Source organism: Actinoplanes sp. NPDC051513, assembly GCF_044454685.1.
GTDB lineage: Bacteria > Actinomycetota > Actinomycetes > Mycobacteriales > Micromonosporaceae > Actinoplanes.
The window spans coordinates 1-26,606 of the sequence record NZ_JBITDW010000022.1; the positions used below are offsets into that span (position 1 = coordinate 1).

At 71.7% G+C, this 26,606-nt stretch carries 20 protein-coding genes; 8 read left to right on the forward strand and 12 right to left on the reverse strand.

Annotated features, from left to right (window positions below; translation table 11 throughout):
* Positions 1-583: 583 nt before the first annotated feature.
* On the reverse strand, positions 584-982 hold the full coding sequence (locus tag ACIA5D_RS40305; protein WP_396035799.1) for a VOC family protein: 399 nt from the start codon (positions 980-982) through the stop codon (positions 584-586).
* Between the two features lie 54 nt (positions 983-1,036).
* Here ACIA5D_RS40305 and ACIA5D_RS40310 point away from each other — a divergent pair, with 54 nt between their 5' ends.
* Both ACIA5D_RS40310 and ACIA5D_RS40315 read left to right on the forward strand, forming a co-directional pair.
* Positions 1,037-1,981, forward strand: a complete 945-nt coding sequence (locus ACIA5D_RS40310; protein ID WP_396035800.1) for a helix-turn-helix transcriptional regulator — start codon at positions 1,037-1,039, stop codon at positions 1,979-1,981.
* Positions 1,982-1,983: 2 nt separating this feature from the next.
* Complete coding sequence (locus ACIA5D_RS40315; RefSeq protein ID WP_396035802.1) at positions 1,984-5,166, forward strand: BTAD domain-containing putative transcriptional regulator; 3,183 nt, start codon at positions 1,984-1,986, stop codon at positions 5,164-5,166.
* On the opposite strand, the gene ACIA5D_RS40320 is transcribed toward ACIA5D_RS40315, so the two are convergent.
* From ACIA5D_RS40320 to mptB, 6 genes are all read right to left on the reverse strand, one after another.
* Complete coding sequence (locus tag ACIA5D_RS40320) at positions 5,092-5,883, reverse strand: ABC transporter permease (protein WP_396035803.1); 792 nt, start codon at positions 5,881-5,883, stop codon at positions 5,092-5,094. The two genes, ACIA5D_RS40315 and ACIA5D_RS40320, sit on opposite strands and share 75 nt — an antisense overlap.
* Positions 5,880-6,830, reverse strand: a complete 951-nt coding sequence (locus tag ACIA5D_RS40325) for an ATP-binding cassette domain-containing protein (RefSeq protein ID WP_396035804.1) — start codon at positions 6,828-6,830, stop codon at positions 5,880-5,882. The genes ACIA5D_RS40320 and ACIA5D_RS40325 overlap by 4 nt, the downstream gene beginning before the upstream one ends.
* Before the next feature lie 94 nt (positions 6,831-6,924).
* On the reverse strand, positions 6,925-7,377 hold the full coding sequence (locus tag ACIA5D_RS40330) for an esterase-like activity of phytase family protein (RefSeq protein WP_396035939.1): 453 nt from the start codon (positions 7,375-7,377) through the stop codon (positions 6,925-6,927).
* Positions 7,378-7,380: 3 nt separating this feature from the next.
* Entirely contained in the window at positions 7,381-8,001 is a 621-nt protein-coding gene (locus ACIA5D_RS40335; protein ID WP_396035805.1) for a YncE family protein, read from the reverse strand.
* 9 nt (positions 8,002-8,010) lie between these two features.
* Positions 8,011-9,174: a glycosyltransferase 87 family protein gene (locus tag ACIA5D_RS40340; protein WP_396035806.1), complete on the reverse strand. Its 1,164-nt coding sequence runs from the start codon at positions 9,172-9,174 to the stop codon at positions 8,011-8,013.
* Positions 9,098-10,489 (reverse strand): polyprenol phosphomannose-dependent alpha 1,6 mannosyltransferase MptB, encoded by a 1,392-nt coding sequence (gene mptB / locus ACIA5D_RS40345; RefSeq protein ID WP_396035807.1) that lies wholly within the window; start codon positions 10,487-10,489, stop codon positions 9,098-9,100. Before mptB ends, ACIA5D_RS40340 begins: the two co-directional genes overlap by 77 nt.
* Before the next feature lie 139 nt (positions 10,490-10,628).
* Between mptB and ACIA5D_RS40350 the strand changes: the two genes are divergently transcribed.
* Positions 10,629-12,116, forward strand: a complete 1,488-nt coding sequence (locus ACIA5D_RS40350) for a hypothetical protein (RefSeq protein ID WP_396035940.1) — start codon at positions 10,629-10,631, stop codon at positions 12,114-12,116.
* A gap of 1,566 nt (positions 12,117-13,682) precedes the next feature.
* On the opposite strand, the gene ACIA5D_RS40355 is transcribed toward ACIA5D_RS40350, so the two are convergent.
* A complete protein-coding gene (locus tag ACIA5D_RS40355) occupies positions 13,683-14,087 on the reverse strand; it encodes a nuclear transport factor 2 family protein (RefSeq protein ID WP_396035808.1) in 405 nt (134 codons plus the stop codon).
* A gap of 66 nt (positions 14,088-14,153) precedes the next feature.
* Positions 14,154-14,609, reverse strand: coding sequence for an Lrp/AsnC family transcriptional regulator (locus tag ACIA5D_RS40360; RefSeq protein WP_396035810.1), 456 nt, complete (start codon positions 14,607-14,609; stop codon positions 14,154-14,156).
* Positions 14,610-14,718: 109 nt separating this feature from the next.
* Between ACIA5D_RS40360 and ACIA5D_RS40365 the strand changes: the two genes are divergently transcribed.
* Complete coding sequence (locus tag ACIA5D_RS40365) at positions 14,719-15,753, forward strand: Glu/Leu/Phe/Val dehydrogenase dimerization domain-containing protein (protein WP_396035811.1); 1,035 nt, start codon at positions 14,719-14,721, stop codon at positions 15,751-15,753.
* Positions 15,754-15,775: 22 nt separating this feature from the next.
* On the opposite strand, the gene ACIA5D_RS40370 is transcribed toward ACIA5D_RS40365, so the two are convergent.
* Both ACIA5D_RS40370 and ACIA5D_RS40375 read right to left on the reverse strand, forming a co-directional pair.
* Positions 15,776-18,994, reverse strand: a complete 3,219-nt coding sequence (locus tag ACIA5D_RS40370) for a bifunctional [glutamine synthetase] adenylyltransferase/[glutamine synthetase]-adenylyl-L-tyrosine phosphorylase (protein WP_396035812.1) — start codon at positions 18,992-18,994, stop codon at positions 15,776-15,778.
* Entirely contained in the window at positions 18,995-19,780 is a 786-nt protein-coding gene (locus ACIA5D_RS40375; protein ID WP_396035813.1) for a type 1 glutamine amidotransferase, read from the reverse strand.
* A 106-nt stretch (positions 19,781-19,886) separates the two neighbouring features.
* Between ACIA5D_RS40375 and ACIA5D_RS40380 the strand changes: the two genes are divergently transcribed.
* Positions 19,887-20,276, forward strand: a complete 390-nt coding sequence (locus ACIA5D_RS40380) for a VOC family protein (protein ID WP_396035814.1) — start codon at positions 19,887-19,889, stop codon at positions 20,274-20,276.
* Between the two features lie 85 nt (positions 20,277-20,361).
* Here ACIA5D_RS40380 and ACIA5D_RS40385 read toward each other — a convergent pair whose 3' ends face one another.
* Positions 20,362-21,057 carry a helix-turn-helix transcriptional regulator gene (locus ACIA5D_RS40385; protein WP_396035815.1) on the reverse strand — a complete coding sequence of 232 codons (696 nt, stop codon included), beginning with the start codon at positions 21,055-21,057 and terminating at the stop codon, positions 20,362-20,364.
* A 103-nt stretch (positions 21,058-21,160) separates the two neighbouring features.
* On the opposite strand from ACIA5D_RS40385, the gene ACIA5D_RS40390 reads away from it, so the two are divergent.
* From ACIA5D_RS40390 to ACIA5D_RS40400, 3 genes are all read left to right on the forward strand, one after another.
* Positions 21,161-23,215: a fibronectin type III domain-containing protein gene (locus ACIA5D_RS40390; protein WP_396035816.1), complete on the forward strand. Its 2,055-nt coding sequence runs from the start codon at positions 21,161-21,163 to the stop codon at positions 23,213-23,215.
* 23 nt (positions 23,216-23,238) lie between these two features.
* A complete protein-coding gene (locus tag ACIA5D_RS40395; RefSeq protein WP_396035817.1) occupies positions 23,239-24,390 on the forward strand; it encodes a low temperature requirement protein A in 1,152 nt (383 codons plus the stop codon).
* Positions 24,391-24,476: 86 nt separating this feature from the next.
* Positions 24,477-26,504, forward strand: coding sequence for a fibronectin type III domain-containing protein (locus ACIA5D_RS40400; protein ID WP_396035818.1), 2,028 nt, complete (start codon positions 24,477-24,479; stop codon positions 26,502-26,504).
* Positions 26,505-26,606: the final 102 nt, after the last annotated feature.

Genomic DNA, 26,606 nt, shown 5'->3' on the forward strand with positions numbered 1-26,606 from the left:
AGGTGCGCGCGGGCGTGCCGGCCCGGATCAACGCGCTCAAGGCCGACACCCGGCTGCGGTCCGACGCGGTCAGCGTGCTCACGGCCATCCGGCGGGGGGGGGGGGGGGGGGGGGGGGGGGGGGGGGGGGCCCGCCCCCCCCCCCCCCCCCCGGCCCGATTGGGCTACGCCCGCGCGACGGGAAGCCTCGGCCCTTCACCTGGGACAAGATCGATGGCACAAGCTGGGTACAAACCAGACCAGAAACCAGCGTAAGACGATGGAAGTCAATGACAGCCCTCGACGCAGGTCGGGTGCACATTCGACAACGTTTCCGCAGGTCGCCGCTCCCCCGCGATTGGTTCGAGATGTACTACAACGTCTGACCTAGACGCCGCCTGAACGGCGGTCACGCTTCGGCGTGGCCGCCGTTCTGCCTTTCCGGCGTGTACGGCTCAGCCCACCGCCTTCTCGGCCCGCCTCCGCAGCTCCTATCGGGCCTCCTCATGCCTTCCCAGCTGCGACAGCGTGATAGCGGCAGCGCTTCCTCGTGCCGGCCCAGGTCGCACAGCGCATGGCAAGGTTGTCGAGCCAGAGCGCGACGGTCAACGCCCCTGGCGGGCGGCCGCCTCGGTGGTCACCGGGGTGAAGAGGTTGACCAGCGTTCCGTCGGGGTCGCGGAGCAGCAGGGAGCGATTGCCCCACGGCATCGTCGTCGGCTCCTGGACCACCTCGCCGGTGACGTCCCGCAGGCGGGCGTACTCGGCGTCCACGTCGTCCACCCGGAACTCCACGATCGCGGTCCGGTTGGCGGCCGGCTCGGCGGAGCCGTCGCCGAAGAGCTTCACCGTGGCGGTGCTGCCGAGCGCCAGCGTCGCCCCTGGGGTGGCGATCTCGGTGAAGTCGGGTGTCCAGCGGCGCGCCGGCAGGCCGGTGACGAGCGAGTAGAAGTCGGTGAGGCGGGCGACGTCGTCGGTGATGAGGCGGATCGAAGTGAGGTTCATGGGCTGGACGCTACGAGCAATACCGGGCAGTATCCGCCCGGTATTCTCGAGGGTGTGACCCGGCCGACGGCGCGTGTGCTTGCCCTCCTCGAGATCCTGCAGGGCGGCGGCGTCCACTCCGCCAACGAGCTGGCCGAGCGCCTCGGCGTCGACGAGCGAACCGTGCGGCGTTACGTCGAGCATCTGCTCGACCTCGAGGTGCCGGTCGAGCCGGTGCGGGGGCGCTACGGCGGCTATCGGCTGGCGCCCGGCTTCCGGATGCCGCCGCTCATGCTGACCGACGAGGAGGCCCTCGCCGTCCTGCTGGGGCTGACGAAGACGACGCAGGAAGCCGCGGAGAGCGCCGCGGCGAAGGTGCGGCGGGTGCTGCCCAAGCGGCTCGCCGCCCGGCTCGGCACGCTGCTCGAGACCGCACGGCCGCCGCGCGGGGTGGCGGAACCCGAGGCGGCGACCATGTTGCGACTGGCGGAGGCCACCCGGCAGCGCCGGCCGGCCGTGATCGGTTACGTCGACCGCAAGGGGCAGCGCACCGAGCGCACCGTGCACCCGTACGGACTCGTCGCGCAGGAAGGGCGCTGGTATGTGACCGGTGCCGCCGAGGGCGGGATGCGCACCTTCCGGCTCGACCGGATCGAGCACGTCCGGCTGGCGGAGGGCACCTTCGCGGTCCCGGAGGGCTTCGTGCCCGAAGAAGCGGTTCGGCGGGACGTGCCCTGGCGGCATCGGGTCACCGTCCGCGTGCGAGGCGCGGCCGACGACGTGCAGGCTCGTCTACCCCGCGGCGTAGCAACCGTCGAACCGGACGGCGTGGAGTGGGTGCGGGTGCGGCTGCGGGCCGAACGGCTCGACTGGCTGCCGGGCGTTCTGGCCGGGCTCGGCATACCTTTCCTCGTCGAGGAGCCCGCGGAGTTGCGCGAACTCGTCCGCGATTGGGTCGCCCGCCTCGCGGTGTGGGTGGAGCAGGGCGAATCGGGATTGCGCGACCGGGCAGAATCGTAGGCGTGGACATCGCGGTGCTCGGGCCGGTCGAGCTGCACGGCGGGGGCGGTCGGGCCGTGCCGGTCGCGGGCGCGCGCCTGCGTACGCTGCTGCTTCTGCTTGCTCTCGACGCCAACCGCACGGTGTCCGCCGACCGGTTGATCGACGGGGTGTGGGGTGATGAGCCGCCGCAGGCTGCGGGCAACGCGCTGCAGGCGCTGGTGTCGCGGCTGCGTAAGGCGGCGCCCGAGTTGACGGTCGAGTCCTCGGCGAACGGCTACCGGCTGATCATCCACCCGGATCGCATCGACGCCGTCCGGTTTGCGCGGCTGGCTGAGGAGGCGCCGGGTGAGGCGCTCGAGCTCTGGCGCGGCGAGCTCGACTTTCCGGAGGTGGCGCGGGCCGACGCGCGACGGCTGGAGGAGCTGCGGCTCACCGCCCAGCGCAGAAAGCTCGCCGCCGACCTGAAGAGCCGCGACGTCGTCCCCGAGCTCGAGGGGCTGCGCACCGCCCATCCGCTCGACGAGCCGCTGACCGGGCTGCTCATGCGGGCCCTGCAGAGTCAGGGCAATACCGGCCGGGCGCTGGAGATCTATGCGGAGATGCGGGGACGGCTCGCCGATGAGCTGGGCGCCGACCCGTCGGCCGAGCTGGCCTCCATCCACCTCGAGCTGCTTCAGGCTCCGGTGCGAAGGGGCAACCTGCCGGCCGAGGTCAGCAGCTTCGTGGGTCGCGAGTCCGACGTGCGCGAGGTGCGCGCCCTGATCGGCAGCAACCGCCTGGTCACGCTGACCGGGCCGGGCGGCAGCGGCAAGACCCGGCTGTCGGTCGAGGTCGGCGCGCGCGAGGACAGAGAGGTGTGGCGGGTCGAGCTCGCCCCGGTGAGCGATCCGGCCGAGGTGCCGCAGGCGATCCTGAGCGCGCTGCGGCTGCGGGCCCAGGTGCTGATCACCCGGCCCGCGGTGACGGAGTCGGCGTCGCCACTCACGCGCCTGAGCGAGGCCCTGGCCGGCCGCGAGCTGCTGCTCATTCTCGACAACTGCGAGCATCTGATCGCCGCGGCCGCCGAGGTCGCCGACGTGCTGCTGCGAGCGGCGCCGCGGCTGCGGCTTCTCGCGACGAGCCGCGAGCCGCTGGGCATCCCGGGCGAGCGGATTCACGCGGTCGAGCCGCTGGCTCTCCCGCCCGTGGGCGCGGATGCTGCGATTGCTTCCGCTTTCCCATCCGTACGCCTTCTGCTCGATCGCGCGGCGGCGTTCGTCCTCGATGACGGCAACGCAGAGGCGGTGGTACGGATCTGCCGGGCCCTCGACGGGATGCCGCTGGCGATCGAGCTGGCCGCGGCCCGTTTGCGTACGCTGCCGGTCGGGGTGCTGGCCGACCGCCTGGCCGATCGGTTCCGCCTGCTCACCGGCGGCAGCCGGACGGCGCTGCCGCGGCACCAGACGTTGCGGGCGGTGGTCGACTGGAGCTGGGAGCTGATCGGCGAGGACGAGCGGCGGCTGTGGCGGCGGTTCGCGGTCTTCCACGGCGGCGCCGACGTCGACGCGGTCGAACAGGTCTGCGCGGCCGACCTCGACCTGGTGGGTGCCCTGGTCGACAAGTCGCTGCTGGTGCTCGGTCCGGACGGCCGCTACCGGATGCTGGAGACCATCCGCGAGTACGGGCTGGAGCGGCTGGCCGAGGCGGGCGAGTCCGAGTCCCATCGGCTGACCCTGGCCCAGTATCTGCTGGGGCTGGCCGGGGAGGCGGAGCCGCGGCTGCGCGCCGCCGAGCAACTGGTGTGGCTGCGCCGGCTGACCGTCGAGCACGACAACATGCACGCCGGGATCCGCGCGGCGGTCGAGGCGGGCGACAAGGCGACAGCCGCCGCGTTCGTGGCCCGGCTGGGCTGGTACTGGTGGCTGCGCGGGCATCGGATGGAGGGCGCCGTGCTGGCCGCCGAGGTGGCCGCCATGCCGGGCGACGCCGACGCCGAAGACCTCGCGCTCACCCACACCTTCGCCGCGATCAACGGGCTCGAGGGCGCGCTGCCTATCGACTCGGTGGAAGACCATTTCCTGCGGGCGGAGGCGAACGGCGCCGGCCCGGACGCGAAGCATCCGGCGCTGCGCCTCATCAAGCCCCTGGCGTTGATCTTCGACAACCCCGACCCGGACTCCGGCTTCCACGCGGTCGAGCCGCTCTTCGAGGATCCCGACGCCTGGCTGCGCGCCACCGCCAAGATGATCGTCGCGCACCTGCGGTTGAACTTCGGGCAGAGCGGCGAGGCGGCGCTCGCCGACATGCGGGACGCGCTGGCCGGGTTCCGCTCGATCGGCGAGCGCTGGGGCATGGGGTTCACGCTGAGCGCGCTGGGCGACATGGTCGCCGCCGAGGGCGACTTCGTCCAGGCGGTGCGCTGGCAGCGGGAGGCGGCGGCGCTGATCCGCGAGGTGGGCATTCGCGAGGACATGCCGCAGCTGGAGGCCAAGATGGCACACCAGCTGTGGCTGGCCGGCGAGCACGACGAGGCGCGCCGGGTGCTCAAGCAGGCGCAGGAGACGGCCGAGGAGATCGGCCTGCCCGAGGTGCTGGCCTCGGTGCAGTACGGCTACGCCACGATGGCCCGGATGATGGGCGACCTCGACGAGGCCCGCGACATGATCTCCCGGTCGGCCGGGATGATGTCGAATCCCGCGTTCGCCCCGCAGTTCGGCTCGATGACCCGCAACACGCAGGGCCTGATCGAGGCGGCGGCGGGCGATCTCGACCGGGCGCGCCGCTATCACGACGAGGCGCTTCGGATCGCGGTGCGGTCGCGGGACGCGCCGGTGGTGGCGATGGCCCTGGTCGGCTGGGCCGACCTGGTGCTGCGCGAGGGCAACCCGGCTTGGGCGGCGTATCTGCTGGGTGCGGCGGACGCCGTGCGCGGCTCTCGCGATGCGACCGTTCCCGATGCCGACCGGATCATGGCCGAAGCCCGCGCCGCTCTGGGCGACGCGGGCTTCGAGGCCGCCTACCGTCAGGCTGCCGGGATGACCGTCGCAAACGCGTCGGACGCGGCGGCCGGCCACGAACCGCCCCCACCCGGTAGGGCGGGGCCAGTAAAGCAGCCGGGTATGACAATTTCTCGCCGCCGTCCACAGACGCTAGACGCGCCGGCGGAAGGCCCAGACCGAGAGCGGGGCGAAGACCGCCAGCAGGATGGCCGCCCAGATCAGTGACTGGGTGACCGGTGTGGCGACCGGGCCGCCGTTGAGCAGGCCGCGCACGGCGTCGGCGAGGATCGACACCGGGTTGACCTTGACCCAGGCCTGGAGCCAGCCGGGCATCGTCTCGGTCGGCGCGAACGCGTTGCTCGCGAAGGTCAGCGGGAACAGCAGCACGAAGCCGAAGATCTGCACTTTCTCGGGCTCGCTGACCAGCATCGCGACCAGCACCGACATCCACGACGCGGCGAACGCGAAGAACAGCAGCAGGGCGTACATGCCGACCACCTCGACCGGCCCGGTGCCGATCCGGAAGCCCAGGATCGTGCCGACGACCAGCAGCAGCGTGACCGCCCAGGCCTGCTTGATCACGTCGGCGACGATCCGGCCGGCCAGCGGCGACCAGCGCGAGATCGGCAGCGACCGGAGCCGGTCGAAGACGCCCTTGCTGATGTCGGTGTTCAGGCCGACGCCGGTGTTGAGCGTGGCGAACAGCAGGTTCTGCACGATGATGCCGGGCAGGCCGAAGGCCAGATAGTCGGCCGTCGACCCGGAGATCGCGCCGCCGAAGACGTACGTGAAAAGCACCAGGAACATGATCGGCTGGACGCTGAAGTCGAGCAGCTCGAACGGGTTGTGCTTGATCTGTACGAGCGTGCGCCAGGCGAGCGTGGCGGTGTTGCGCACGGCCACGACCGCGCTGACGCGGGGCTCGATGGCGGTGGTGGTCATGCGTCGCTCCCTTCCGAGGAAGCCGGGTGGCCGGTCAGGTTCAGGAACACCTCGTCGAGGCTGGGGCTGCGCAGCGCGAGCTCGGCGACCAGCAGGCCCTTCTCGTCGAGACGGCGCACCAGCTGGGCCAGCGCCGTCGGATCGGTCACCGGCGCGCTGATGATCGGGCCCCGCACGTCGACCGGGCCCGAGGCGATCGCGCCGACCAGGGCGGCGATCGTGTCGCGGTCGTTCTCGTGGGACGGCCGCACGGTGACGGTCTGCGCGCCGGTGCGGGCCTTGAGCTGGTCCGAGGTGCCGGTGGCGATCACCTTGCCGTGGTCGATCACGACGATCTCGTCGGCGAGCTGGTCGGCCTCGTCCAGGTACTGCGTGGTGAGCAGCACGGTCACGCCGTCGCGGACCAGTTCGCGGATGATGTCCCACATGTCGTTGCGGCTGCGCGGGTCGAGGCCGGTGGTCGGCTCGTCGAGGTAGAGCAGCCGGGGGCGGCCGACGAGGCTGGCCGCGAGGTCGAGGCGGCGCCGCATGCCGCCGGAGTACTTCCCGGCGGCCCGGTCGGCGGCGTCGTCGAGGTGGAACTGGGCGAGCAGGTCGCGGGCGCGGGCCCGGGCGTCGCGCCGGGACAGGCCGAGCAGGCGGCCGATGAGCAGCAGGTTCTCGACGCCGGTGAGCGTCTCGTCGACCGATGCGTACTGGCCGGTGAGGCCGATCAGGCTGCGCACCTGGTGGGCCTGTTTGACCACGTCGTACCCGCCGACCGTGGCGTGGCCGGCGTCGGGCTGGATCAGCGTGGCCAGCACCCGGACCGCGGTGGTCTTGCCCGCCCCGTTCGGCCCGAGCAGGCCGAGCACGGTCCCCGTGCGCACGGCAAGGTCGACGCCGCCGAGGGCGGTGGTGTCGCCGTAGCGCTTGACCAGCCCCTCGGCGACGATCGCGTTCGTCATGGTGGAACTCCCGTCAGAATCGTTGACGGGACTCACCCTGCCCCGGGCCGCTGATACGGCGCTGACATTTTCGGCGGCGCCGTATCAGCCAATGTCAGAGCAGGCGGCCGAGCCGGAAGAACTGCGTCTCGCCGGTGGCGTCGTCGATCGCGTCGTCGCCCTCGAAGCCGTTGGTGGTGACCGCGGCCGCGATGTGGGCCGGCAGCGGGATCTCCTGCTGCACGGCGCCCTTCGCGTCCAGGCGGACCAGCAGGTTCGGGGTCGTGGCGGAGCCCTCGGAGGCGATCCAGTAGCCGCCGCCCTTGCGGGCGGCCAGGCCCTCGGCGTCGTAGCCGACGGGCGTGCCGTCCTTGGTCACCGTGAGCTGCTTGAAGATCTTCGCCGGCGACGTCGCGGTGTCGATAGTGAGAATCCGGGTGGGCACGTAGGCGGCATCGGTCGACGCCACGAGGAGAGAGGGCTTGCCGGGGACGGCCGAGAGCGAGGACAGCGTGCCCCACGGGATCAGGTCGTCGGAGACGATCGACGGGAACAGCCCGTGCCCGATGCCCTAGATGTTGACCGCGCCGCGCAGGTTGTTGTCGGGGTCGTCGGTCTCGCTGGAGACGATGACCAGGCCGCGGGACGGCACCGCCACCACACCCTCCGGGCCGGCCGCCGTGGGCAGCAGCTGCTCGAACCGGGGCTTGCGCGGGTTCGGCGCGACCGCGACCGAGTCGGGCTGGCCGCCCAGGTCGATCTCGCGGACCACCTTGCGGTTGCGGTCGTCGACGACCACCAGCTTGCCGGACGGGTTGGTGAAGCTCTCCCGGGTGTTCACGCCGGCCAGCAGCAGGTGGCCGAGGTGGGCGACCGAGATCGGCTCGCCACCGACCGCCAGCGTCCCCGCCGGCGACGGCTTCCCGGGGTTGGTGATGTCGACGAAGCCGAGCCGCTTGCCCGGGCTGTCGGTGTAGACGACGGTCCGGCCGTCCTCGGTGACCGTGGAGATCTCCGCGGCCGCGGCGTCGTCGATGGCGGAGTTCAGGTACGCGGGAAAGGTCGCGAGGCGCTTGAAGGCGGTGTCGTGCGACCGGCCGTGCGCGGAGGCCGTGGTGGGCACGGCGTTGAGCGCGGCGGCTGCGGTGAGACCCAGCAAGGCAAGCGCCGAGGAGGAACGGCGTAGTGGCATGGCCTCTGCCTACGCGATGATCTTGTCTGGTTCCTTGACGACAGACGAACGCGCGGTGCCGACGGGTGTCCAGATCAGCAGGGCCAGGCTGAACCAGACATAGAGGTTGCTGCCGATGAGCGCCACCGGCGGGCCCGGCCGCTTCTCCCACAGCCAGGTGACGCGCGAGGTCATGATCAGGTACGCCGAGCCGGCCAGATAGAGGGGGCGGCGGTCCGCTCCGGACAGTCCCGCGTCGACGCAGCGCACGAGGGCCGGGATCAGCCAGACACAGTGGTGGATCCACGTGACCGGGCTGATCAGGCAGCCGACGATCCCGGTCAGGGCCAGGCCGCCCATGATGTCGGCGGGCTCACGGCGTACGCGGAAAGCCCAGAACCCCAGGGTGACCAGGACGCAGAGCAGCCACACCCGGGATTCCACCCGGTCGATCGGGAGCCGTGCCAGCAGCCCGCGCTCGGACTGGTTGGACAGGAACGAGAGCACGCCGACCCGGTTGGTGTCCCACAGCGCCGAGGTCCAGAACTCACGGGTCTCGTCGGGGAAGACGGCGCCGGCCAGCAGCGTGGCGCCGGCCGCGGTGCCGGACGCGACCGCTGCCTCCCGCCAGCGTTTGGTGATCAGCAGGTAGACGATGAAGATGCCCGGGGTCAGCTTGACCGCGGTGGCCAGGCCGATCCCGACGCCGGCCCAGCGCTTGCCGCGGGCGACGCCGACGAGCATGTCGCCGGCGACCAGGGTGAGCAGCAGCGTGTTCACCTGGCCGAAGGTGATCGTCTCGCGCACGGGCTCGAAGGCGAGCGCGAGGCAGCAGGCGACGCCGAACGAGAACCAGAGCGGCGCGGGGAGGCGCTTGAGCAGTGGCCCGGCGAACCACCAGATCAGCAGGGCGGTGGTGAGCACGGTGGCGATCACGGCGATCACCACCACCAGGCCGAACGGGAGAACCGCCATCGGCGACATGACAAGGCCGGCGAAGGGCGGATAAGTGAAGCCGTACGGGGTCTCGGGGCGCAGCCAGTCGTAGACCATCCCGCCGTCGCCGCGGAACCAGTAGTGGATCGCGCCGTAGTAGACCTTTGAGTCGAAGTACTCGTTACGGGTCTCGGCGAGGTAGTTGATCGCCAGGGTGAGCAGCCCCAGCAGCGACAGGATCAGGATTTTTGGTCTCATGCCTTTTTATTCCGAGATATCCGAGATAGCAGAGTAAGGCGGTCATGGCGATGGCGCCCTGGGACTTGACGGCGAGAGCGAGGTTGTAGCCGTCGGGAAGGCACAAGGCGGCGGCAACGGCGGGCGGAATGATCAGCCAGAGTGTCTCGCGTCGCACGGTCGCGGCGAGCGGGATCAGCGCCCACACCGCATACCAGGGGTGGAAGACGGGCGCCAGCACGACCGTCGCGGCCAGGGCATAAGAGGCGTAGACCAGCGGGTCCCGGAGCCGGGCACGCCACCAGAGCACGACCAGCGTCACCGCCAGCACCACGATGCCGATCACCCTCGTGACCGGCACGGCGTCGACCCCGAACAGCCCGATCGTCATGCCGACGGCCGTGGGCGGCGAGGTCCACTGCACCGAGACGCCGCTGCCCGTGAGCCCGGTGATCCAACCCAGCCCGCGCCCGGACACCAGCGACACGACACCCAGCGTGACGACCACGGCCCCGAGCATCTCGGCGACACGTCTCTTGACGGGGAAGACCATGAGCAGCGCGAACGGCACCACCACGACGGCGGTGGCCTTGACGCCGATCGCCAGCCCGAAGAGCAGCCCGGCCAGCAGGGGACGCTGCGTGACCGCCAGGGCCAGCCCCGCCACCAGGAAGCCGACCATCACCGCGTCGTTGTGCGCGCCCGACACCAGGTGAATCGGCACGAGCGGGCAGGCGAGCGCCAGCCACACCGCCCGCTTCACCGGCACTCCGGCCCGCCGGGCCAGCGCCGGCAGGCACACCGCGATCAGCACGACGCCGAGCACGGCGATCAGGCGGAGCAGAACGACGGTGGCGGCGAGCGAGCCGGTTTTCGCGGCCGCCGCTGCCAGCAGGAGAAAGACCGGGCCGTACGGCGCCGGGGCGTCCGTCCAGGTGGGTGCGACGGCGTCGGCCCAGGGACACCCCAAAAGATCGACACCGCCCGCGTACGGGTTGAGCCCCGCCGCCTGCTGCCAGCCCTGACACGCGTACGAGTAAATGTCGTAACTGCCCAGCGGAAGGAACGGCAGCAGCGGAACCACCCACAGGCCCGCCGTCACATACGCCCAGCGCGCCGAAGGCACGTGCCGGCGGCCGGCCCACCACGCGCCGATCAGCAGGACCGTCCCGACCAGCCAGGCCAGCGGCAGCACCACGCCGTCGCGGCCCGCGAAAATGGTGCCGGGAGTCATCGTCGGCCGCCACGGGCTGCTCGCCCCGCCGAGCCAGGCGGCGACCGCGAGTGACAGGCTGCCGGCCAGGCCCGCGTAACGGACCAGGGCGGGGCGGGACATGGCGAGCACCCTACCGTGACAGGCTGCAACCATCGGACCGCCCGGTAGGTTGGGGCGCGTGTTGGCCCGGCACCGGCTCGAGTGGGGCACGGCGCTTCTGGCGGCCGTGCTCGGCGCGGCGTACCTGATACTCCCCCTGATGGGGTCGGATTTGTCGGCCCAGGTGGCCCGGGCCGACTTCTTCGCCGACCACGGGTACACGCCGATCGACCTCCGGTGGTACGGCGGCGTCAACCAGCTCGGTTACAGCCTGTTGTCGCAGCCGGTGATGGCGTTGCTCGGCGTCCGCGTCACCGGCGTCCTCGCCCTCGTCGCGGCCGCCGTCTTCCTGGCCGTGCTGTTCCAGCGCACCGCCGCGCCCCGGCCCTGGCTGGGTGCGCTGGCCGGGGTCGCGTGCGTGGCTGGCAACCTGGTGAGCGGGCGCGTCACGTACGGGCTCGGGGTGGCGCTGGGGCTGGGCGCGCTGGTCCTGCTCACCTTCCCCCGATGGCGCTGGCTGGCCGTGGCGCCGGCGCTCGCCGCGGGGGCGACGAGTCCCGTCGCCGGGCTGTTCCTGGGGCTGGCCGGGGCGGCGCTGCTGCTGAGCGGGCGAGTGGTGGACGGCCTGCTGGTGGCGGCGCCGGCCGCGGTGCCGCTGGCGCTGAGCGCGCTGCTGTTCGGCGACGGCGGCTGGATGAACATCAGCCACGACGACACGCTGCGGGCGGTGGTGGCGAGCCTGGCGGTGGCGGTGCTCGTGCCGCATCGCGCGGTGCGGATCGGGGCGCTGCTGTCGGCGCTCGGGGTGCTGGGCGCCGCGCTGCTGCACACGCCGGTGGGACTCAACGCGACGCGCCTGTCGGTGATGTTCACGCTGCCGCTGCTGGCCGGGTATTCGGCGCTCCCGCACCTTCGTCTTCGGCGGGGCGCGCCCCTGGGCGTACACGAAAGGTCTTTTTCTTCGGGTCTGCCACTCTGGGCCGTGCTGCTTCTCTTGATCGTGGCGTGCTGGTGGCAGCCGCCGGTCGTCGTCGGCGACGTGCGTGACCTGGGAAACCCGACTTCTTCCCCGTCCTACTTCGCGCCGCTCCTCGATCGGCTCGGTCAGGAGACGCTGACCGGCCGCGTCGAGATCCCCCCGACGCGTGATTATTGGGAGTCGGCCCACATGGGCGATGTGCCCCTGGCGCGCGGCTGGTTGCGCCAAGCCGACATCGCCCGAAATCCCATCTTTTTTGAAGAAATACCCGGCACTTCGGGTACGGGCGTCGCCCTCACCGCCGATTCGTATCGCTCCTGGCTCTCCGACATGGCCGTCCAGTTCGTGGCCGTCCCCGACGCCGAGCTGACCTGGTCGGGCCGTCCGGAAGCCGATCTGATCGCCGCCGGCCTCCCGTATCTGACCGAGGTGTGGCAGGGCGACCACTGGCGTCTCTACAGCGTGGCCGACGCCTCGCCCATCGTCCCCAACCTCGTGTCACAGGACGCTACATCGGTGACCTTCATCGCCGAAGCGGCCGGGAACGTGGTGGTGCGGGTGCATTACTACCGGTGGCTTCGCGCTTCCGCGGGAGCGGTCGTCTCGCGCACCGGACCGTGGACCCTCGTGCGGGTGCCGGAACCGGGTCGCTACACCCTCACCAGCTAGCCCGGCCGCGGTGGGCGCGACCCGGCCGCGGTGGGCGCGGCCCGTCACTGCTGTTCGATGGCCAGGCTGGGCGCGCCATGGCCCGGGTGTGCATGGTCGCGGTGGGGCGTGCGGTGTGCCGGGCGCGATATGCCGGACGTTGCTGCGGTGGGCTGCGCGGCGGTCGGCGCCGATTTTCGCCCGGCCCGTCCCACGCCGATGCGATCGGTCTTCGCCATCGCCGGTGGAGGCTCTTGAATGGTGTTTGCCATCGCGGAAGAATGACGCGGAACACCGTTGACGGAATGGTAGGCACGGCGGCCGAATATGGTCGGCGCCGCGGGTCGGGTGGTGTGTGGTCTTGGCCGGCGGGCGCACGAGCCGAGCCACGGTGACAGTTCTTCCGTAACGACCCGGTGCGGTAGACCCGTAACCCGCCCCCGCGCCGAGAGATTCGGTCCTGGCCGGCGGAGGCCAGCTGCTCGCCCGCGGCCGGCATGGCCTGCTCGGTGGGTGCGGGCTGCGTGCCCCGCTCGGCCGCGGTCGGCATAGCCTGCTCGGTGGGCGCGGGCTGCGTGCCCCGCTCGGCCGCGGTCGGCATAGCCTGCTCGGTGGGTGCGAGCTGCGTGACCTGCCCGCCAGTGACCGGCATGGCCTGCTCGGTGGGTGCGAGCTGCGTGACCTGCCCGACCGCGGCGGGCACCGCCGGGGTGGGCTGCGCGATCTGGTTGCCCACCGGGTGCACCACCCGCTGTGCTGGTGAGCCGAGGCCCTGACCGGTGCGGGCGAGAGCGAGCGGCGCCACCGGCGCCACGGGGCGCCCAGATGTGCCGGCGGACCAGAGTCGACGCTCGGCCGCCGTCAAGGGCGAGCCGTCGTCACCGCCGTGCAGGCGGCGCAGCTTACGAGCGTGCCGTTCGACAAGCCCCCACGCGCGCGCTGCCGGGCATGCACGCGGCGGAACTCTTCACGCGCCGGGGAATAACGGCGCGACCGGGTCGGATCACGCATTTCCGCTAGCTGGGATTTGGTGAAGAACTCCATCTGCCGCACCCCAGAATTATCCCACCTAAAAGAATCCGGCGGTAAGCCCGGATCATGCCATTCTCACCCCGGAATAGCCGCCGCCAACAATGGTGATATCCGACCCGAGACCCCAACCCCAGAACGTCTCTAGATCTTGATGATCTGCGGTTCGGGGCGAACACGAAGTCATCGCCCTTGCGCGCCGTTGATCAACTTCTGGTGGATTAACCGGATATATCCGGCGCAGCTGAGCGCATTTCCCGCGACGCGGGCCAACATCCCAATTGCCCGGACGCCGGGCCAGGATGCTGGAGCCTGCCCCACTGCCCGGGAGCTACCGCCACATATTGGGAGCCACGCCCCAGCGCAACGGGCCGCACCCACCTCAGCCACGCACCCCCGGGCATGGCAAGCCCAGCCCGACCACCGAACAATGGCGACCGACCGTACCCGCCGCAACCACCCGGCACCCGCGCCGCCCGCTCCCGGCACCGGCACCGGCACCGGCACTCCATGACCGACGGGACACCCCTTACCCGTCTGCCGCTCGCGGAAAGCTGCTCAGGCGCGGGTGATGCTCCGGCCGGGCATCGGCTCAGCCAGCGCCGCCCGCCATGCCGGCGAGCCGAACGGGTCCGCGAAGTACTGCGTCTCGTGCACCACGTGCTCGTGAGCGAACTCCATGAGGCTCACCGAGTAGGTGGGCGCACCGTCGTACGTGATGATGCACTCGCTCACCCACAAGTCCCCGCCTCCCGTGATCCGGCGAACGGTGAAATGCCGATCGGCCGGGTGCCCGCCCCGCTGCGCCGAGATCGCCGCGCGGCCGCGGAACCGCTCGCCCGACTGCGGGTAGTCGAGGATCGCGTCGTCGGCGTAGATGATGTGCTCCGCCTCGATCTCGCCGCTCTCCGACGCCCTCCAGTGTTCCTCGATCGCCGCCCTGGTCCGCACATCGTCACCCACGGAACCGGCCCCCTCCCACGTGACGCCGAACGCCGACCGATTTTCGTCCATCCGACGTCGGCCAAGCTAGCCGAACGGCTCGATCACCGGCTTGCGGACGTGCTGGTAGATCACCGAGCTGCGGAACCCCACGATCTCGCGCCGGCCCGTGAACTTGTCCATCAGGAACGAGTGGAGGGCGTCGACGCCCGGGACCGCCACGTGCACCAGGAAGTCGTCGCCGCCGGCCACCACGAACACCGCCAGCACCTCGGGCAACCCCGTCACGTAGGCCTTGAAACCCTCGATCACTTCCCGGCTCATCGGCCGCACCTGCACGTGGAGGAACGCCTGCACGTGCCGGTTCAGCGCGCTCAGGCTGATCTCCGCGTGGTAGCCGGTGAGCACCCCGCGATCACGCAGCAGCCGCACCCGCTCGAGGCACGTCGACGGCGCGATGCCTACCGCCCGCGCCAGATCGCGGTTGGTCTGCCGCGCGTCGCGCTGCAATTCCCGCACGATCGCCGAATCAACGTCGTCCACGGCCACCCTTTCCCGTCCCGTACCGAATGAAGTTCGACAACCCCGCGTTCGGTCTCACCAGACGTTTAGCTTTCGCTCAATTCCCATGCAATCGTACGGAGGAAGAGCGATGTTCCCGCATCAGCGAGTGATTGTCCGCCGGGGCCCGGAGTCCGGCCTCCCGATCATCGTCGCCATCCACTCCACCACCCGGGGTCCGGCGATCGGCGGCTGCCGCATGGCCACCTACCCGGACTGGCGGGACGGCCTGGCCGACGCCCTCCGCCTCTCCGCCGCCATGACCGTCAAGTGCGCCCTGGCCGGTCTTCCCCACGGCGGCGGCAAAACGGTGATCGTCATCCCGCCCGGCACGAGCGAGCCGGCCCGCACCGCCGCCCTGCACGACGCCGGCACGACCATCGAGGAGCTCGGCGGCGCCTACGCGACCGGCCCCGACGTCGGCACCGGCCCCGACGACATGGTCGTCATCGGCGAGCGCACCGACCATGTCTTCTGCCGCCCGGTCGAGGCCGGCGGCAGCGGCGACTCCTCCCCCGCCACCGCGGCCGGCACGGTCGCCGCGCTCCGGGCGCTCTGCGAGTTCCGCTTCGGCACGCCCGATCTGGCCCGGCGGTCCTTCGCCGTCCTGGGGCTGGGCCGGGTCGGCCGCCGCGTCGCGGACCTGCTGGCCGCCGCCAACGCCCGCGTGGTCGCGAGCGACTTGGACGAGTCCAAGCGCCCTCACCAAGACAACATCGAGTGGACAGATCCGGACGAGTGCCTGCGCAAAGAGGTCGACGTCCTCGTCCCGGCGGCCATGGGCGGCCTGCTGAACCCCGCCACCATCCCCACCCTGCGCTGCAAGGCGATAGCCGGCCCGGCCAACAACCAGCTCGACCAGGAAGGCGCCGCCAAGCTCCTGCACGACCGGGGCATCCTCTGGGCCCCCGACGCGGTGGTCAGCGCCGGCGGCATCATCCACGCCACCGCCGTCGAACTCCGCCACAAGTCCCCGGCGGAGGCCCTGACCCTGGTCGGAGCCATCGGCGACACCCTGAGGGCGATCCTGCGAGCCGCGGCCGAGGCCGGCATCCCGCCCGCCGAGGCCGCCACCGCCCAAGCCGCCACCGCCCAAGCCGCCACCGCCCAAGCCGTCGGCCGCTAGCCGGCGACCGTCGGCTGAGCCGTCAGGAGTCCATCACCCGTTCCATGGCCGCCCGTGACCGGCGGGTGAGCCGCAGATACCGGTCCACGAACTCCCCGGGATCGCCACCGCCGAGCAGCTGCACCGTCCCGGCCAGCTCTACCCCGTGCCGGGGCAGCTGGTCGGTCGGCCGGCCGCGCACCAGCGTCAGTGCGTTGCGCACCCGGGCCGCGAGGGTCCACCCGGCCTCCATCGCCGCGGCGTCGACCTTCTCGACCAGGCCGGCGGCCACCGCCGCGTTCAAGGCCTCCAGCGTCTGTGTCTTGCGCAGCTCCGGCAACGCGTACGCATGCCGCAGTTGAATCAGCTGCACCGCCCACTCGACGTCGGAAAGGCCGCCCCGCCCCAGCTTGGTGTGGGTGTTCGGGTCGGCGCCGCGGGGCAGCCGCTCGGTCTCCACCCGCGCCTTGATCCGCCGGATCTCGATGACTTGTTCCCGGCTGAGCCCGCCCGACGGGTACCGCATCGTGTCGGCCAGCGCCTCGAACTCCCGGCCCAGCGACTCGTCCCCGCACACGAAACGGGCCCGCAGCAGCGCCTGCGCCTCCCACACCTTCGACCAGCGGGCATAGTACTGCTGGTACGCCCCGAGGCTGCGTACCAGCGGACCCTGCCGCCCCTCGGGCCGCAGGTCGGCGTCGATGCCGAGCGGCGGGTCGGGCGCGGGCAGGGTGAGCAGCCGCCGTAGCTCCTCGGCGATCGCGTGGGCCTCGCTCTCGGCGGAGCCGCCCCCGGGCGGCGGGTCGTAGACGAACAGCACGTCGGCGTCGGAGGGGTAGCTCATCTCGTAGCCGCCGAGCCGGCCCATCCCGATGATCGCGAAACGCAGGCCGGGTGTGCCGGACCGCGCCCTCCGTGCGGCCTTGAGCACGGCGTTGAGCGTGGCGTCGGTGACGTCGGAGAGCGCCATGCCGATCGTTTTCGCGTCGATCGGCCGTGCGGGCGCCGCGCCGTTGCCGGCGGACGGCCCGGAAGACGGCCCGGAAGACGACCCAGCGGACGGCGCGACGGACCGCGCGGCGGAGGCTCCGGAAGACGGCCCGGCGGACGGCCCGGCGGACGGCCCGGCGGACGGCCCGGCGGACGGCCCGGCGGACGGCCCGGCGGACGGCCCGGCGGACGGCCCGGCGGACGGCCCAGCGGACACGGGCACCTTCGGGGCCAGGTCGCCGGCCTTGCTGAGGATGTCGGCGCAGGCCAGCCGGAACAGCTCGCGCCGGCGCAGCGCGCGCACCGCGGCGGTGGCCTTGCCGGCGTCGTCGGCGTGCCGTTCGGCGGCGGCCGCGAACCCGACGACCAGAGCCTGACGGCTGCGCGGCACCAGCTCGGCGTCGTCGGCGAGCAGCCGCAGCGCTTCCGGGTCGCGGGTGAGCAGGTCGGTCGCGTACCGGGACAGGCTCAGCACCCGCGCCAGCCGGCGCGCCACCGGGCCGCCGTCGCGCAGCAGCCGTAGGTACCAGGGCGTGCTGCCCAGCTTGTCGGAAACCTCGCGGTAGTTGAGCAGGCCGCGGTCGGGCTCGGGTGCGTCGGCGAACTCCTGCAGCAGCATCGGCAACAGCGTGCGCTGGATGGCCGCGGTGCGGGTGACGCCGCCGGTGAGGGCCTGGAGGTGGCGCAGCGCACCGGCCGGGTCGGCGAAGCCGAGGATCTCGAGGCGCTTGCGGGCCGACTCGGGGGTCATCCGCAGCGCCTCGGCCGGCACCCGGGCGACCGATTCGAGCAGCGGGCGGTACAGCAACTTCACGTGCAGCCGGCGGACCTGCGCGGCGTGGCCGACCCAATCGGAGCGGAATGCCTCGACCGCGTTCCGGCCGGGCAGCGCGGTGTAGCCCAGCGCGGCGGCCAGCCACTTCAGCGCTTGCGGATCGTCCGGCACGGTATGCGTACGCCGAAGATTCTGAAGTTGAAGCCGATGTTCGACGCCGCGGAGGAATCGGTAGCCGCGCAGCAGCGTCTCGCCGTCCTCCCGGCCGACGTAACCGCCGGCGACCAGCGCCCGCAGGGCCGGCAGGGTGCCGCCGCTGCGCAGGCTCTCGTCGATGCGACCGTGCACGAGCTGCAGCAGCTGCACGGCGAACTCGATGTCGCGCAGGCCGCCCGGACCACGTTTGATCTCGCGGTCGAGCTGGCCGGCGGGCACATTGTCGATGATCTTGCGGCGCATGTCGCGGACGTCGGCGACCGCCTCGGGACGCTCGGCCGCGTGCCAGACCAGCGGCGCGAGGTCGTCGATCCACTCCCGGGCGAGCGCGAGATCGCCGGCCGCCGGCCGCGCCTTGAGCAGCGCCTGGAACTCCCACGTGCGCGCCCAGCGGCGGTAGTAGGCCTGGTGGCTGGCAAGCGTGCGCACCAGCGGGCCGCGGCTGCCCTCGGGGCGCAACGCCGCGTCGACCTGCCAGGCGACCTGCCCGCAGATCTCGATGAGCCGCGCCGCGACCGTGGTGCCTGCGCTGAGGTCGTCGTCGCCGGCGGCCACGAAGATCACGTCCACGTCGGACACGTAGTTGAGCTCGTTGCCGCCGCTTTTGCCCATTGCGACAACGGCAAGACGCGGTTCGGTCACGCTCGCCGGGAGTCCGGCCACGGCGATCTCGTACGCGGCGCCGAGCGTCTCGTCCGCAAGCCTGGACAGCGCCGCCATCGTGGGCTCGAGCCCGCGTCCCCCGGTCAGGTCGGCCGCCGCTATGCGCAGCAGCGAGACCCGGTACGCGTGCCGCAACACCGGAACCGTGAGGTCGCCCTCCATCTCGAGGTAGCCTTCCGCGTTGGGCGGCAACCCGGTCTTGCCGGCCGCCAGCACCTGCCAGTCGTCGGGGTTGGCCACCAGGTGGTCGCCGAGCGCCGAGGACGCCCCGAGCACCGCGACCAGTCGCCGGCGCAGCCCGTGATCGCGGTAGAGCGCCTCGAACAGCGCGTCGGTCGCCTCGTTCGGGTTGATATCGCCGCCCGGCCCGGCGACCCCGCGGCCGTTGCTGCGGTCGGCGGCGCGCCCGGCCGCCTCGACCAGCCGGTGCAGCTGGCGCAGCGCCAGCGTCGGGTCGGCGGCCCGGGACAGCGAGTGGATCAGCTCGGCGGCGTCGGTGCCGATCGGCCCCTGCGCCTCGGCGTCCCACAATCGCAGCCCGGTCGGTCCGAGCAGGTCGGCGGCGCGGGCGCCGTTGTCGGCGAAGCCGTACCGGGCGAGCCGGCTGGGCCGCGTCATCTACTGGCCCAGCAGCGGCAGCGTCCGGCCGGTTCCGGTGTTGGGTATGTCGGCGTCGGGCAGCGTGCCGAGGGCGAGCGAGGCGAACCGAGCTGCGAACGGCTGCCACACCTCCTCGACGTCGGGCAGCGCATCGGCGACCGCGTATGCCACCGCCTCGGGGTCGTAGCCCAGCTCGTCGAGGGTGGCCGCGTCGTCGGCCGCCCACAGCTCGATCATCTCGACGTCGCACTCGATGTGGAACTGCACGCCCCACGCCCGGTCGCCGAGCCGGAACGCCTGATTCGGGTAGCGGCTCGACGCGGCCAGCAGCGTCGCGGTCAGCGGCAGCTCGGTGATCTCGTCGCGGTGCCACTGGATCACGTCGGGCAGCAGCGGCACCCACTTGAACAGCGGGTCGGTATCGGCCGCGTCGCGCCGGCCGACCAGGCCCGGCCCGATCTCGGGGCCGGAGGTGCTGCGCTCGACGAGCCCGCCGTGCGCCTGGGCGAGCAGCTGGGCGCCGAGGCAGACCGCAAGGGTCGGCACATGGTTGCGCACGGCCTTGCGCAACAGCCCCTCGAGCGCCGGGAACCAGGGCGCGCCGGGGACGCCGTCGGCCGACGCGTACGCGTTCTGGTCGCCGCCCATGACGATCAGCGCGAGGTAGTCGTCGAGCGTCTCGGGCAGCGCGTCGCCCGCGTGCGGACGCAGGACGGTCAGCTCGAGGCCGGCCTCGGTCAGCCACTCGCCCAGCCGGCGCAGGTCGTCGGTCGGGTCGTTCTCGATGACAAGTGCGGTTCCCACGCCCCGAGGCTAGTCCGAACCGAATCCGGAAACACCGACAGGAGGCTGTCGCCGCGTCCCGCGAAGGTGATTCCACGGTTTCCTTTTCCGAAGCGAGGAGTACGACATGTCCGCAGTCAACGGGATCGGCTGGTTCGAGATCGCGACCGACCAGCCGGCGGTGGCCGAGCGCTTCTACGGCGATGTCTTCGGCTGGACGTTCGGCGACGACCAGGGCGCCGCCACCGGCGCCGACGGCAGCGCCTACCGCACGATCACGCCCCCGGGCGGTGGCCTGAAGGGCGGCCTCTTCCCCACCGGCGGCAAGCTGCCCAACTACGCGGTCTTCTACGTGCTGGTGGCCGACGTCGACAAGAGCTGTAGCGCCGCCGAGGCCGGGGGCGGCAAGGTGCTGGTGGCGCCGCAGCGCACGCCCGACGGGCTGACCTTCGCCCACCTGCTCGACCCGTCGGGCAACCAGTTCGGCATCTTCACCCCGCCCGCCGGAGGCGAGTGACCTAGCCGGCCGCCGGAGGTGAGTGACCTAGCCGGCCGCCGGAGACGAGTGACCAAGCCGGCCCGGCGCGCGGCGGTGCACGACGTCAGCTCAGCGTGAGGCTGTGCACCACGTGGTCGGGGATGTCGAGGTCGTCGGGCTCGAGCGTGCGCGGTGGCGGCACCTCGGCGGTGACCGTGACCGAGGCGATCCGGTCGGTGCGGAAGGCGCGCACCGACCGGCGCAGCCGGCAGTACGCCACCAGGTACCAGCTGGTGGGTGTGCCCAGGAACGCCAGCGGCTCTATCTCGCGGACCGAAGGGGCGCCGCCGCGGTCTTCGTATCGGATACGCAGCACGCGCCGCACCTCGAGGGCGTCGGCGACGACCCGGGGCACGGTGGTGGTGGGACCGCCGCCGACCAGGTGGATGCGGCCGGCCAGCGCGCGGGCCGCGGCCGCGTCGGCGGGCGGCATGGCGACGACCAGCTTGCGCAGCGCCGTCGACGCCGGGCCGTGGAACGGCGTCCCGTCGAGGCGGTGCAGGGCGAGGGCCATGGCGACCGCCTCGGCGGCCGTGAAGTTGACCGGCGGCAGCGTGTGTGACCGGTCGAGGCAGTACCCGCCGGTGCGGCCCGGCTCGGCGTAGACCGGGGTGCCCGACTGCTGCAGGGCCGAGATGTCGCGCTCCACGGTGCGCACGCTCACCTCGAAGCGGCCGGCCAGCCAGCGGGCGCTGCGCGGGCGGGGCGACACGGCGCGCAGCTCCTCGACCATGGCATAGAGACGATCGGTCCGGTTCACGCGAGAGACGCTAGCCCCCGGGTACGACACTTTCCCCGCGATGGAACGACCAAAAGCCGAGAAGGGCCCATATACTCTCGAATCTCCACATACGGTGTTGATCATGGTCAGATCGCATCGGCGGCGATTCGGCGCCGCGCTTCTCGCGACGGTTTTGTGCGGCATGCTCGCTGTGGTCGATGCGCGGCCCACCGCGGCGGTGATTGCGTCCGGCGACATCAGCGATGTGGCCATGTACGTCGTGTCGAGCTCCGGCAACGTCATGCGCATCGGCCCGGACGGGACCGTGACGTTCCTCGCCACCGGTCTCGGGTCCATCGGGCAGGGCATCGCGGCCGCCCAGGACGGGACCCTCTACGTGACCAGCCCGCCCGGCAACACGGTGTGGAAGATCGCCCCCGGCGGCTCGCCGGCGGCCGTGCCGTTCACCGCGACGGTCACCTCACCGCAGGACGTCGCCGTGGACGACACGGGCGCGGTATACACGGTCAGCACCGGGACCGCTTATATCGTCAAGCGGGCGTCGAACGGTGCCGAGACCACGATCCCCTACACGGCCGCCATAGTGGCCGCCATGGCCGTCGACCATGACGGCAGCCACATCTACCTGTTCGATCTCATGAATGGGGAGATCGTGCGGATGGACGCCGACGGTGGTAACCGGACTGTCGTCGTGGGCTTCCACGACATCCCCGATATCCAGGCGTTCACCGTCGACGACCAGCAACGGGTCTACGCGGGTACGGCAAGCGGGCACGTCTACCGGATCACACAGGGGCCCGGCCCGAACACGATCGACGACCTGACCTCGGCCGTCGGCAGCGTCACCGACGTCTCCGTGACGGACAACGGTGAGATCTTCGCGACCCGGTTCACCTCCACCGACGTGGTGCGGGTGCACTCCGACGGCAGTGTCGAGCAGATGGTCGACCAGGTCCCGTCCCCCATCGCCCTGCTGGTGCGAGCGGTGCCGGGCGCACCCACCTCGTTCCAGGCCACCCCCGCCGACGGCGCGGCCGACGTCTCCTTCGTCCCCGGGGCGCCGGGCGGCGACCCCAACCAGTCCTTCGAGACGTCGATCGACAGCGAAGCGAGCTGGCAGCCGCTCACCACCCAGCCGGGCACCGCGGGAACGCTGACCGGCACGGTCGCGAACCTGCCCAACGGCGTTCAGTCGACGATCCTGCTGCGGGCGTACACCTCGGTGGGCAACAGCCCGAACGCCTCCACCACGGTCACCGCGACTTCCCCATCGCCCTCGCCATCGCCCTCGACAACCTCGCCCTCACCGTCGCCGTCCCCCTCGACAACCTCGCCGTCTCCGTCGCCGTCCCCTTCGACAACCTCGCCCTCACCGTCGCCGTCCCCCTCGACAACCTCGCCGACGCCGCCGGCGACGACATCCCCGACGCCGTCGCCGTCGCCGTCGACGACGTCCGCGTCGCCGAGCCCGTCGCCGGCCCCGACGGCCACCGTGCCGAACACGCCGACCGGCGTGACCGCCACCGCCCGAACCTCATCGATCGAGGTCTCCTGGCAACCCCCGGCGGACAATGGCATCGCGATCACCGGCTACCGCGTCATCGCCGACCCCGGCCCCGCCGTCTGCACCACCACCGGCGCCACCAACTGCGTCCTCGGCGGCGCCGCGGGCACCACATACCGAGTCCGCGTCGTAGCACTGTCCGCCAAGGGAATCTCGAAGCTCTCGGTCTACTCCAACACCGCCGTGCCCACGGCACCCACGGTGTCGGCCACCCCGCCGGCCACCAACGTGCCGCTCAACACCGACCAGGGGAAAATCTCCGCCACGACGCCCGGGCAGGGCATCACGCTGGTCGGCTCCGGCTACGCGGCCTACTCGACCGTGACCCTCACCGTCTACTCCACACCCACCGTCCTGGGCCAGACCAGGACCGACGAGAACGGCACCTTCCGCCAGGCCGTCACCGTGCCCGGCGACCTCGACAGCGGCAGACACTCCTTCACCGCGACCGGCGTCGACCCCGGCGGCAAGCCGCGGACGATGCGCATGGACGTGACCGTACGCCCGGCGACCAGCAAACTGCCCGTCACCGGCACCGCCGTCATGTGGCTCATCGTCACCGGCCTGGGCATCACCATGGCCGGCGTCGGACTGCGGTTGGTGCGACGCTAGAAGGCAGGCAATAGGCTGCGCCAATGGCCGAGCCTTCGCCCGCCGTACGGGTGTCGACGTTGGAACTGTTCTTCGATCTCGTCTTCGTCTTCACGATCACCCAGCTGGCCGAGACCCTCGCGGAAGATCTGACCCTGGCGACGCTGGGCAACGTCCTGCTCATCCTGTTCGTCGTCTGGTGGATGTACTCGGGGTACGCCTGGCTCACCAACGCGGTGGCGCCGAGCTCGACCACCCGCCGCACGCTGCTGCTGATCGGCATGGGCGGTTTCCTGGTGATGGCGCTCGCGATCCCCGAGGCCTTCGGCGAGTACGGCTGGCTGTTCGGCGCCGGCTACGTGGTGGTCAACGTGGTGCACGGGCTGCTGTTCCGCACCGCCGGCCCGGCCGCCCGCCAGGCGCAGCGCCTGCTCGGCCCGCTGAACATCGCCTCGGCCCTGCTGGTGCTGGCCGGCGGCCTGGTGCCCGAGCCCTGGCGGCACCTGCTGTGGGTGGCCGCCCCGCTGCTGCAGGTCGCGACCGGCTACATCCACAACATCGAGATGCACACGATCTCGGCCGGCCACTTCGCCGAGCGGCACGGCCTGGTCGTCATCATCGCGATCGGCGAGTCGATCATCGCGATCGGCGCCGGCTTCCACGGCCTGCACCTGGGCTTGGGCGAGATCCTGGTCGCGGTCCTGGGCCTCTGGGTCGCGTACTACCTGTGGTGGTTCTACTTCGCCGGCGACGACGCCCGCGCCGAGCACGTGCTGGCCCGCACCGACAACCCCCGCCGCCGCGCCCGCCTGGCCCTGAACGGCTGGGGCTATGCCCACTACGTCATCCTGCTGGGCATCGTGGTGACCGCGGTCGGCATCAAGAAGACGGTGGGTCACGCCTTCGAGCCGCTTCACTGGGACGCGGCCCTGGCGCTGAGCGGCGGTCTGGCCCTCTACCTGGTGGGCCACGCCGCTTTCCTGGCCCTGCTGCGCCTGCGGGGCGTCCGGCACCGCCTGGCCGCCGCCGCGGTGATCCTGGCGGCCATGCCGCTGGGCCACATGGTGGCGATCGTCCAACTGGTGACCGTCGCCCTGATCATGTCGATCGCCGCGATCATCGAGGACATCCCCGAGGTCCGCCGCTCCGGTTCGACCGCCATCGGCGACTTCGGCCGGACCGCCACCCCCGACTGATTGCGCAGGCCGGCCGCCATGCGGATCAGCGCCGTAAACTCGCGAAAGCCCTGAATTGCGCACAAGGCACCCATAACTTACTAGATATGGTCAGATCAATTCAGCGGCGGCGCAGCGCCGCGCTCCTTGCGGTGATCGTGGTCGGTTTGCTGGGGGTGGTCGCTCCCGACCCGGCGGAGGCCGACGGCGGGCTCACCGGCGCGGCCGCTTATTACATCGATGCCAACGCCGGCGAGGCCGTGCGCATCGCCCAGGACGGGACCCACGAGATCCTCGGCAACAACTTCGGTGGCAGCCCGGGCATCGCGGTCGGCGACGACGGCACCGTCTACGTGGCAAGGTCGTACGACGGCGAGGTCTTCAAGATCGAAGCCGATCAGGCGCCCGCCCCGATGTCCTTCACCACCGTCTTCCCGGTCGCCATCGACCTCGTCGTCGACCACGCGGACACGTTGTACCTCGCGACCCCCGACGACGGAGTGGTGAAGCGGCTGGCCGACGGCACCGAGTCCACGCTGACGTCCAACGACATCCTCCAGTACTCGTCCGTGGCCGTGAGCCAGGACGGCACCGTTTACGTGCTGGACCGTGCGAGCGGCGCGGTCAACAAGATGGATCCCTCCGGAACCTCCTCGACGGTGGTCGTCGGCTACCCCGAGGTCGACTCGATCAGCGTTCTCGCCATCGACGGCCAGGATCGGCTGTATGTGGGCGCCGGCAGCACCGGAACCGTCTACCGCGTCACGCAGGGGGGTGGGCCACCCACGGTGGATACGCTCACCACGACCCTCGGCAACTTCACCGACCTGGACGTGACGCCGGACGGCACCGTCTACGCGTCCCAGCAGTACCCGAGCCCGTCGAACCTGGTCCGGATGGACAGCGACGGCAACCAGGTGACGGTCGATGGCAACATTTACGCGAGGGGCCTGAAGGTCGTGGTCCTGCCGGACCCGCCGGCCACGGTGACCGCCGTCGCCGGCAACACCTCGGCCGAGGTCAGCTGGGACACGGCCGGCACGAACGGCGGGGACTCGATCAAGCGCTACACCGCCGTCGCCGATCCCGGCGGCGCGACGTGCGTGCCGGTGGTGCACAGCGACATGAGCTGCACCTTCACCGGGCTGGCCAACGACACCGAGTACACCTTCAAGGTCAAGGCGTCGAACACCGACAACGATCGCGGGGAATCGCTGCTCAGCGACGCCTCCAACGCGGTGACGCCGGGCACGCCGGCGTCCCCCTCGCCTTCGCCCTCCTCGTCGTCCCCGCCGCCCTCGTCGTCCCCGTCGCCCTCGCCGTCGCTGACGACGAGCCCGACCACAACGAGCCCGACCACAACGAGCCCGACCACAACCCCGACGCCAACGCCGTCGGCAAGCCCGACCCCGACGACCACGCCGTCGACGAGCCCGACTCCGCGACCGACCAAGCCGCTCGCGCCGACCGGCCTGACCGCCGTCGCCGGCACGTCCTCGATCCAGATCTCGTGGCAGCCTCCGGCGGACAACGGTGTCGCGGTGACCGGCTACCGCGCGATCGCCGATCCCGGTCCCGCCGTCTGCACCACCACCGGCGCGACGAGCTGCGTCCTGGGCGGCACGGCCGGCGTCTCCTACCGGGTGCGGGTCGTGGCGATGTCGGCCGGCGGCGTCTCGGCGCTGTCCGGCTATTCGGCCGCCGTGGTGCCCACCGCACCGCCGGTAGCCGGAACGCCGCCGGCCACGAGCGTGCCCCTCGAAACCGATCAGGGCCAGATCTCGAACGCCGCGCCCGGCCAGCAACTGGTTCTGGTCGGCACGGGTTACGCGCCGTACTCCACCGTGACGCTCACGCTCTACTCGGATCCGATCGTGCTGGGCCAGGTCCGGGCCGACGCGGACGGCGCGTTCCGGAAGGCCGTGACCGTGCCCGCGGACCTGGCGGCCGGCAAGCACTCGTTCGCCGCGACCGGGGTGGACCCGAGCGGCAAGTCGCGGGCGATGCGCCTGGACGTGGCGGTCCGCCCCGAGCCGGGCAAGCTGCCGGTCACCGGCCCGGCCGTCATCTGGATGATCGTCACCGGCCTCGGTATCACGGCGATCGGCGCCGGCCTCCGCATCGTCCGGCCGTGACACGGGTGGGGCTGCCGCGAGATCTCGCGGCAGCCCAGCCCGGCGGTGGCGGCACGGAGGCCGGGACGGCACCGCCCGGCCCGTGAACTGCGGGGCCGGGCG

Excerpts from the sequence above, each read along its gene's own strand:
- ACIA5D_RS40325 (WP_396035804.1), bottom strand. The coding sequence starts at position 6,830 with ATGACGAACGCGATCGTCGCCGAGGGGCTGGTCAAGCGCTACGGCGAC.
- mptB (WP_396035807.1), bottom strand. The coding sequence starts at position 10,489 with ATGTCCCGCCCCGCCCTGGTCCGTTACGCGGGCCTGGCCGGCAGCCTG.
- ACIA5D_RS40370 (WP_396035812.1), bottom strand. The coding sequence starts at position 18,994 with ATGACGCGGCCCAGCCGGCTCGCCCGGTACGGCTTCGCCGACAACGGC.
- ACIA5D_RS40320 (WP_396035803.1), bottom strand. The coding sequence starts at position 5,883 with ATGACCACCACCGCCATCGAGCCCCGCGTCAGCGCGGTCGTGGCCGTG.
- ACIA5D_RS40365 (WP_396035811.1), top strand. The coding sequence starts at position 14,719 with ATGTTCCCGCATCAGCGAGTGATTGTCCGCCGGGGCCCGGAGTCCGGC.
- ACIA5D_RS40395 (WP_396035817.1), top strand. The coding sequence starts at position 23,239 with ATGGCCGAGCCTTCGCCCGCCGTACGGGTGTCGACGTTGGAACTGTTC.
- ACIA5D_RS40400 (WP_396035818.1), top strand. The coding sequence starts at position 24,477 with ATGGTCAGATCAATTCAGCGGCGGCGCAGCGCCGCGCTCCTTGCGGTG.
- ACIA5D_RS40390 (WP_396035816.1), top strand. The coding sequence starts at position 21,161 with ATGGTCAGATCGCATCGGCGGCGATTCGGCGCCGCGCTTCTCGCGACG.
- ACIA5D_RS40380 (WP_396035814.1), top strand. The coding sequence starts at position 19,887 with ATGTCCGCAGTCAACGGGATCGGCTGGTTCGAGATCGCGACCGACCAG.
- ACIA5D_RS40340 (WP_396035806.1), bottom strand. The coding sequence starts at position 9,174 with ATGAGACCAAAAATCCTGATCCTGTCGCTGCTGGGGCTGCTCACCCTG.
- ACIA5D_RS40335 (WP_396035805.1), bottom strand. The coding sequence starts at position 8,001 with ATGCCACTACGCCGTTCCTCCTCGGCGCTTGCCTTGCTGGGTCTCACC.
- ACIA5D_RS40350 (WP_396035940.1), top strand. The coding sequence starts at position 10,629 with ATGGGGTCGGATTTGTCGGCCCAGGTGGCCCGGGCCGACTTCTTCGCC.
- ACIA5D_RS40305 (WP_396035799.1), bottom strand. The coding sequence starts at position 982 with ATGAACCTCACTTCGATCCGCCTCATCACCGACGACGTCGCCCGCCTC.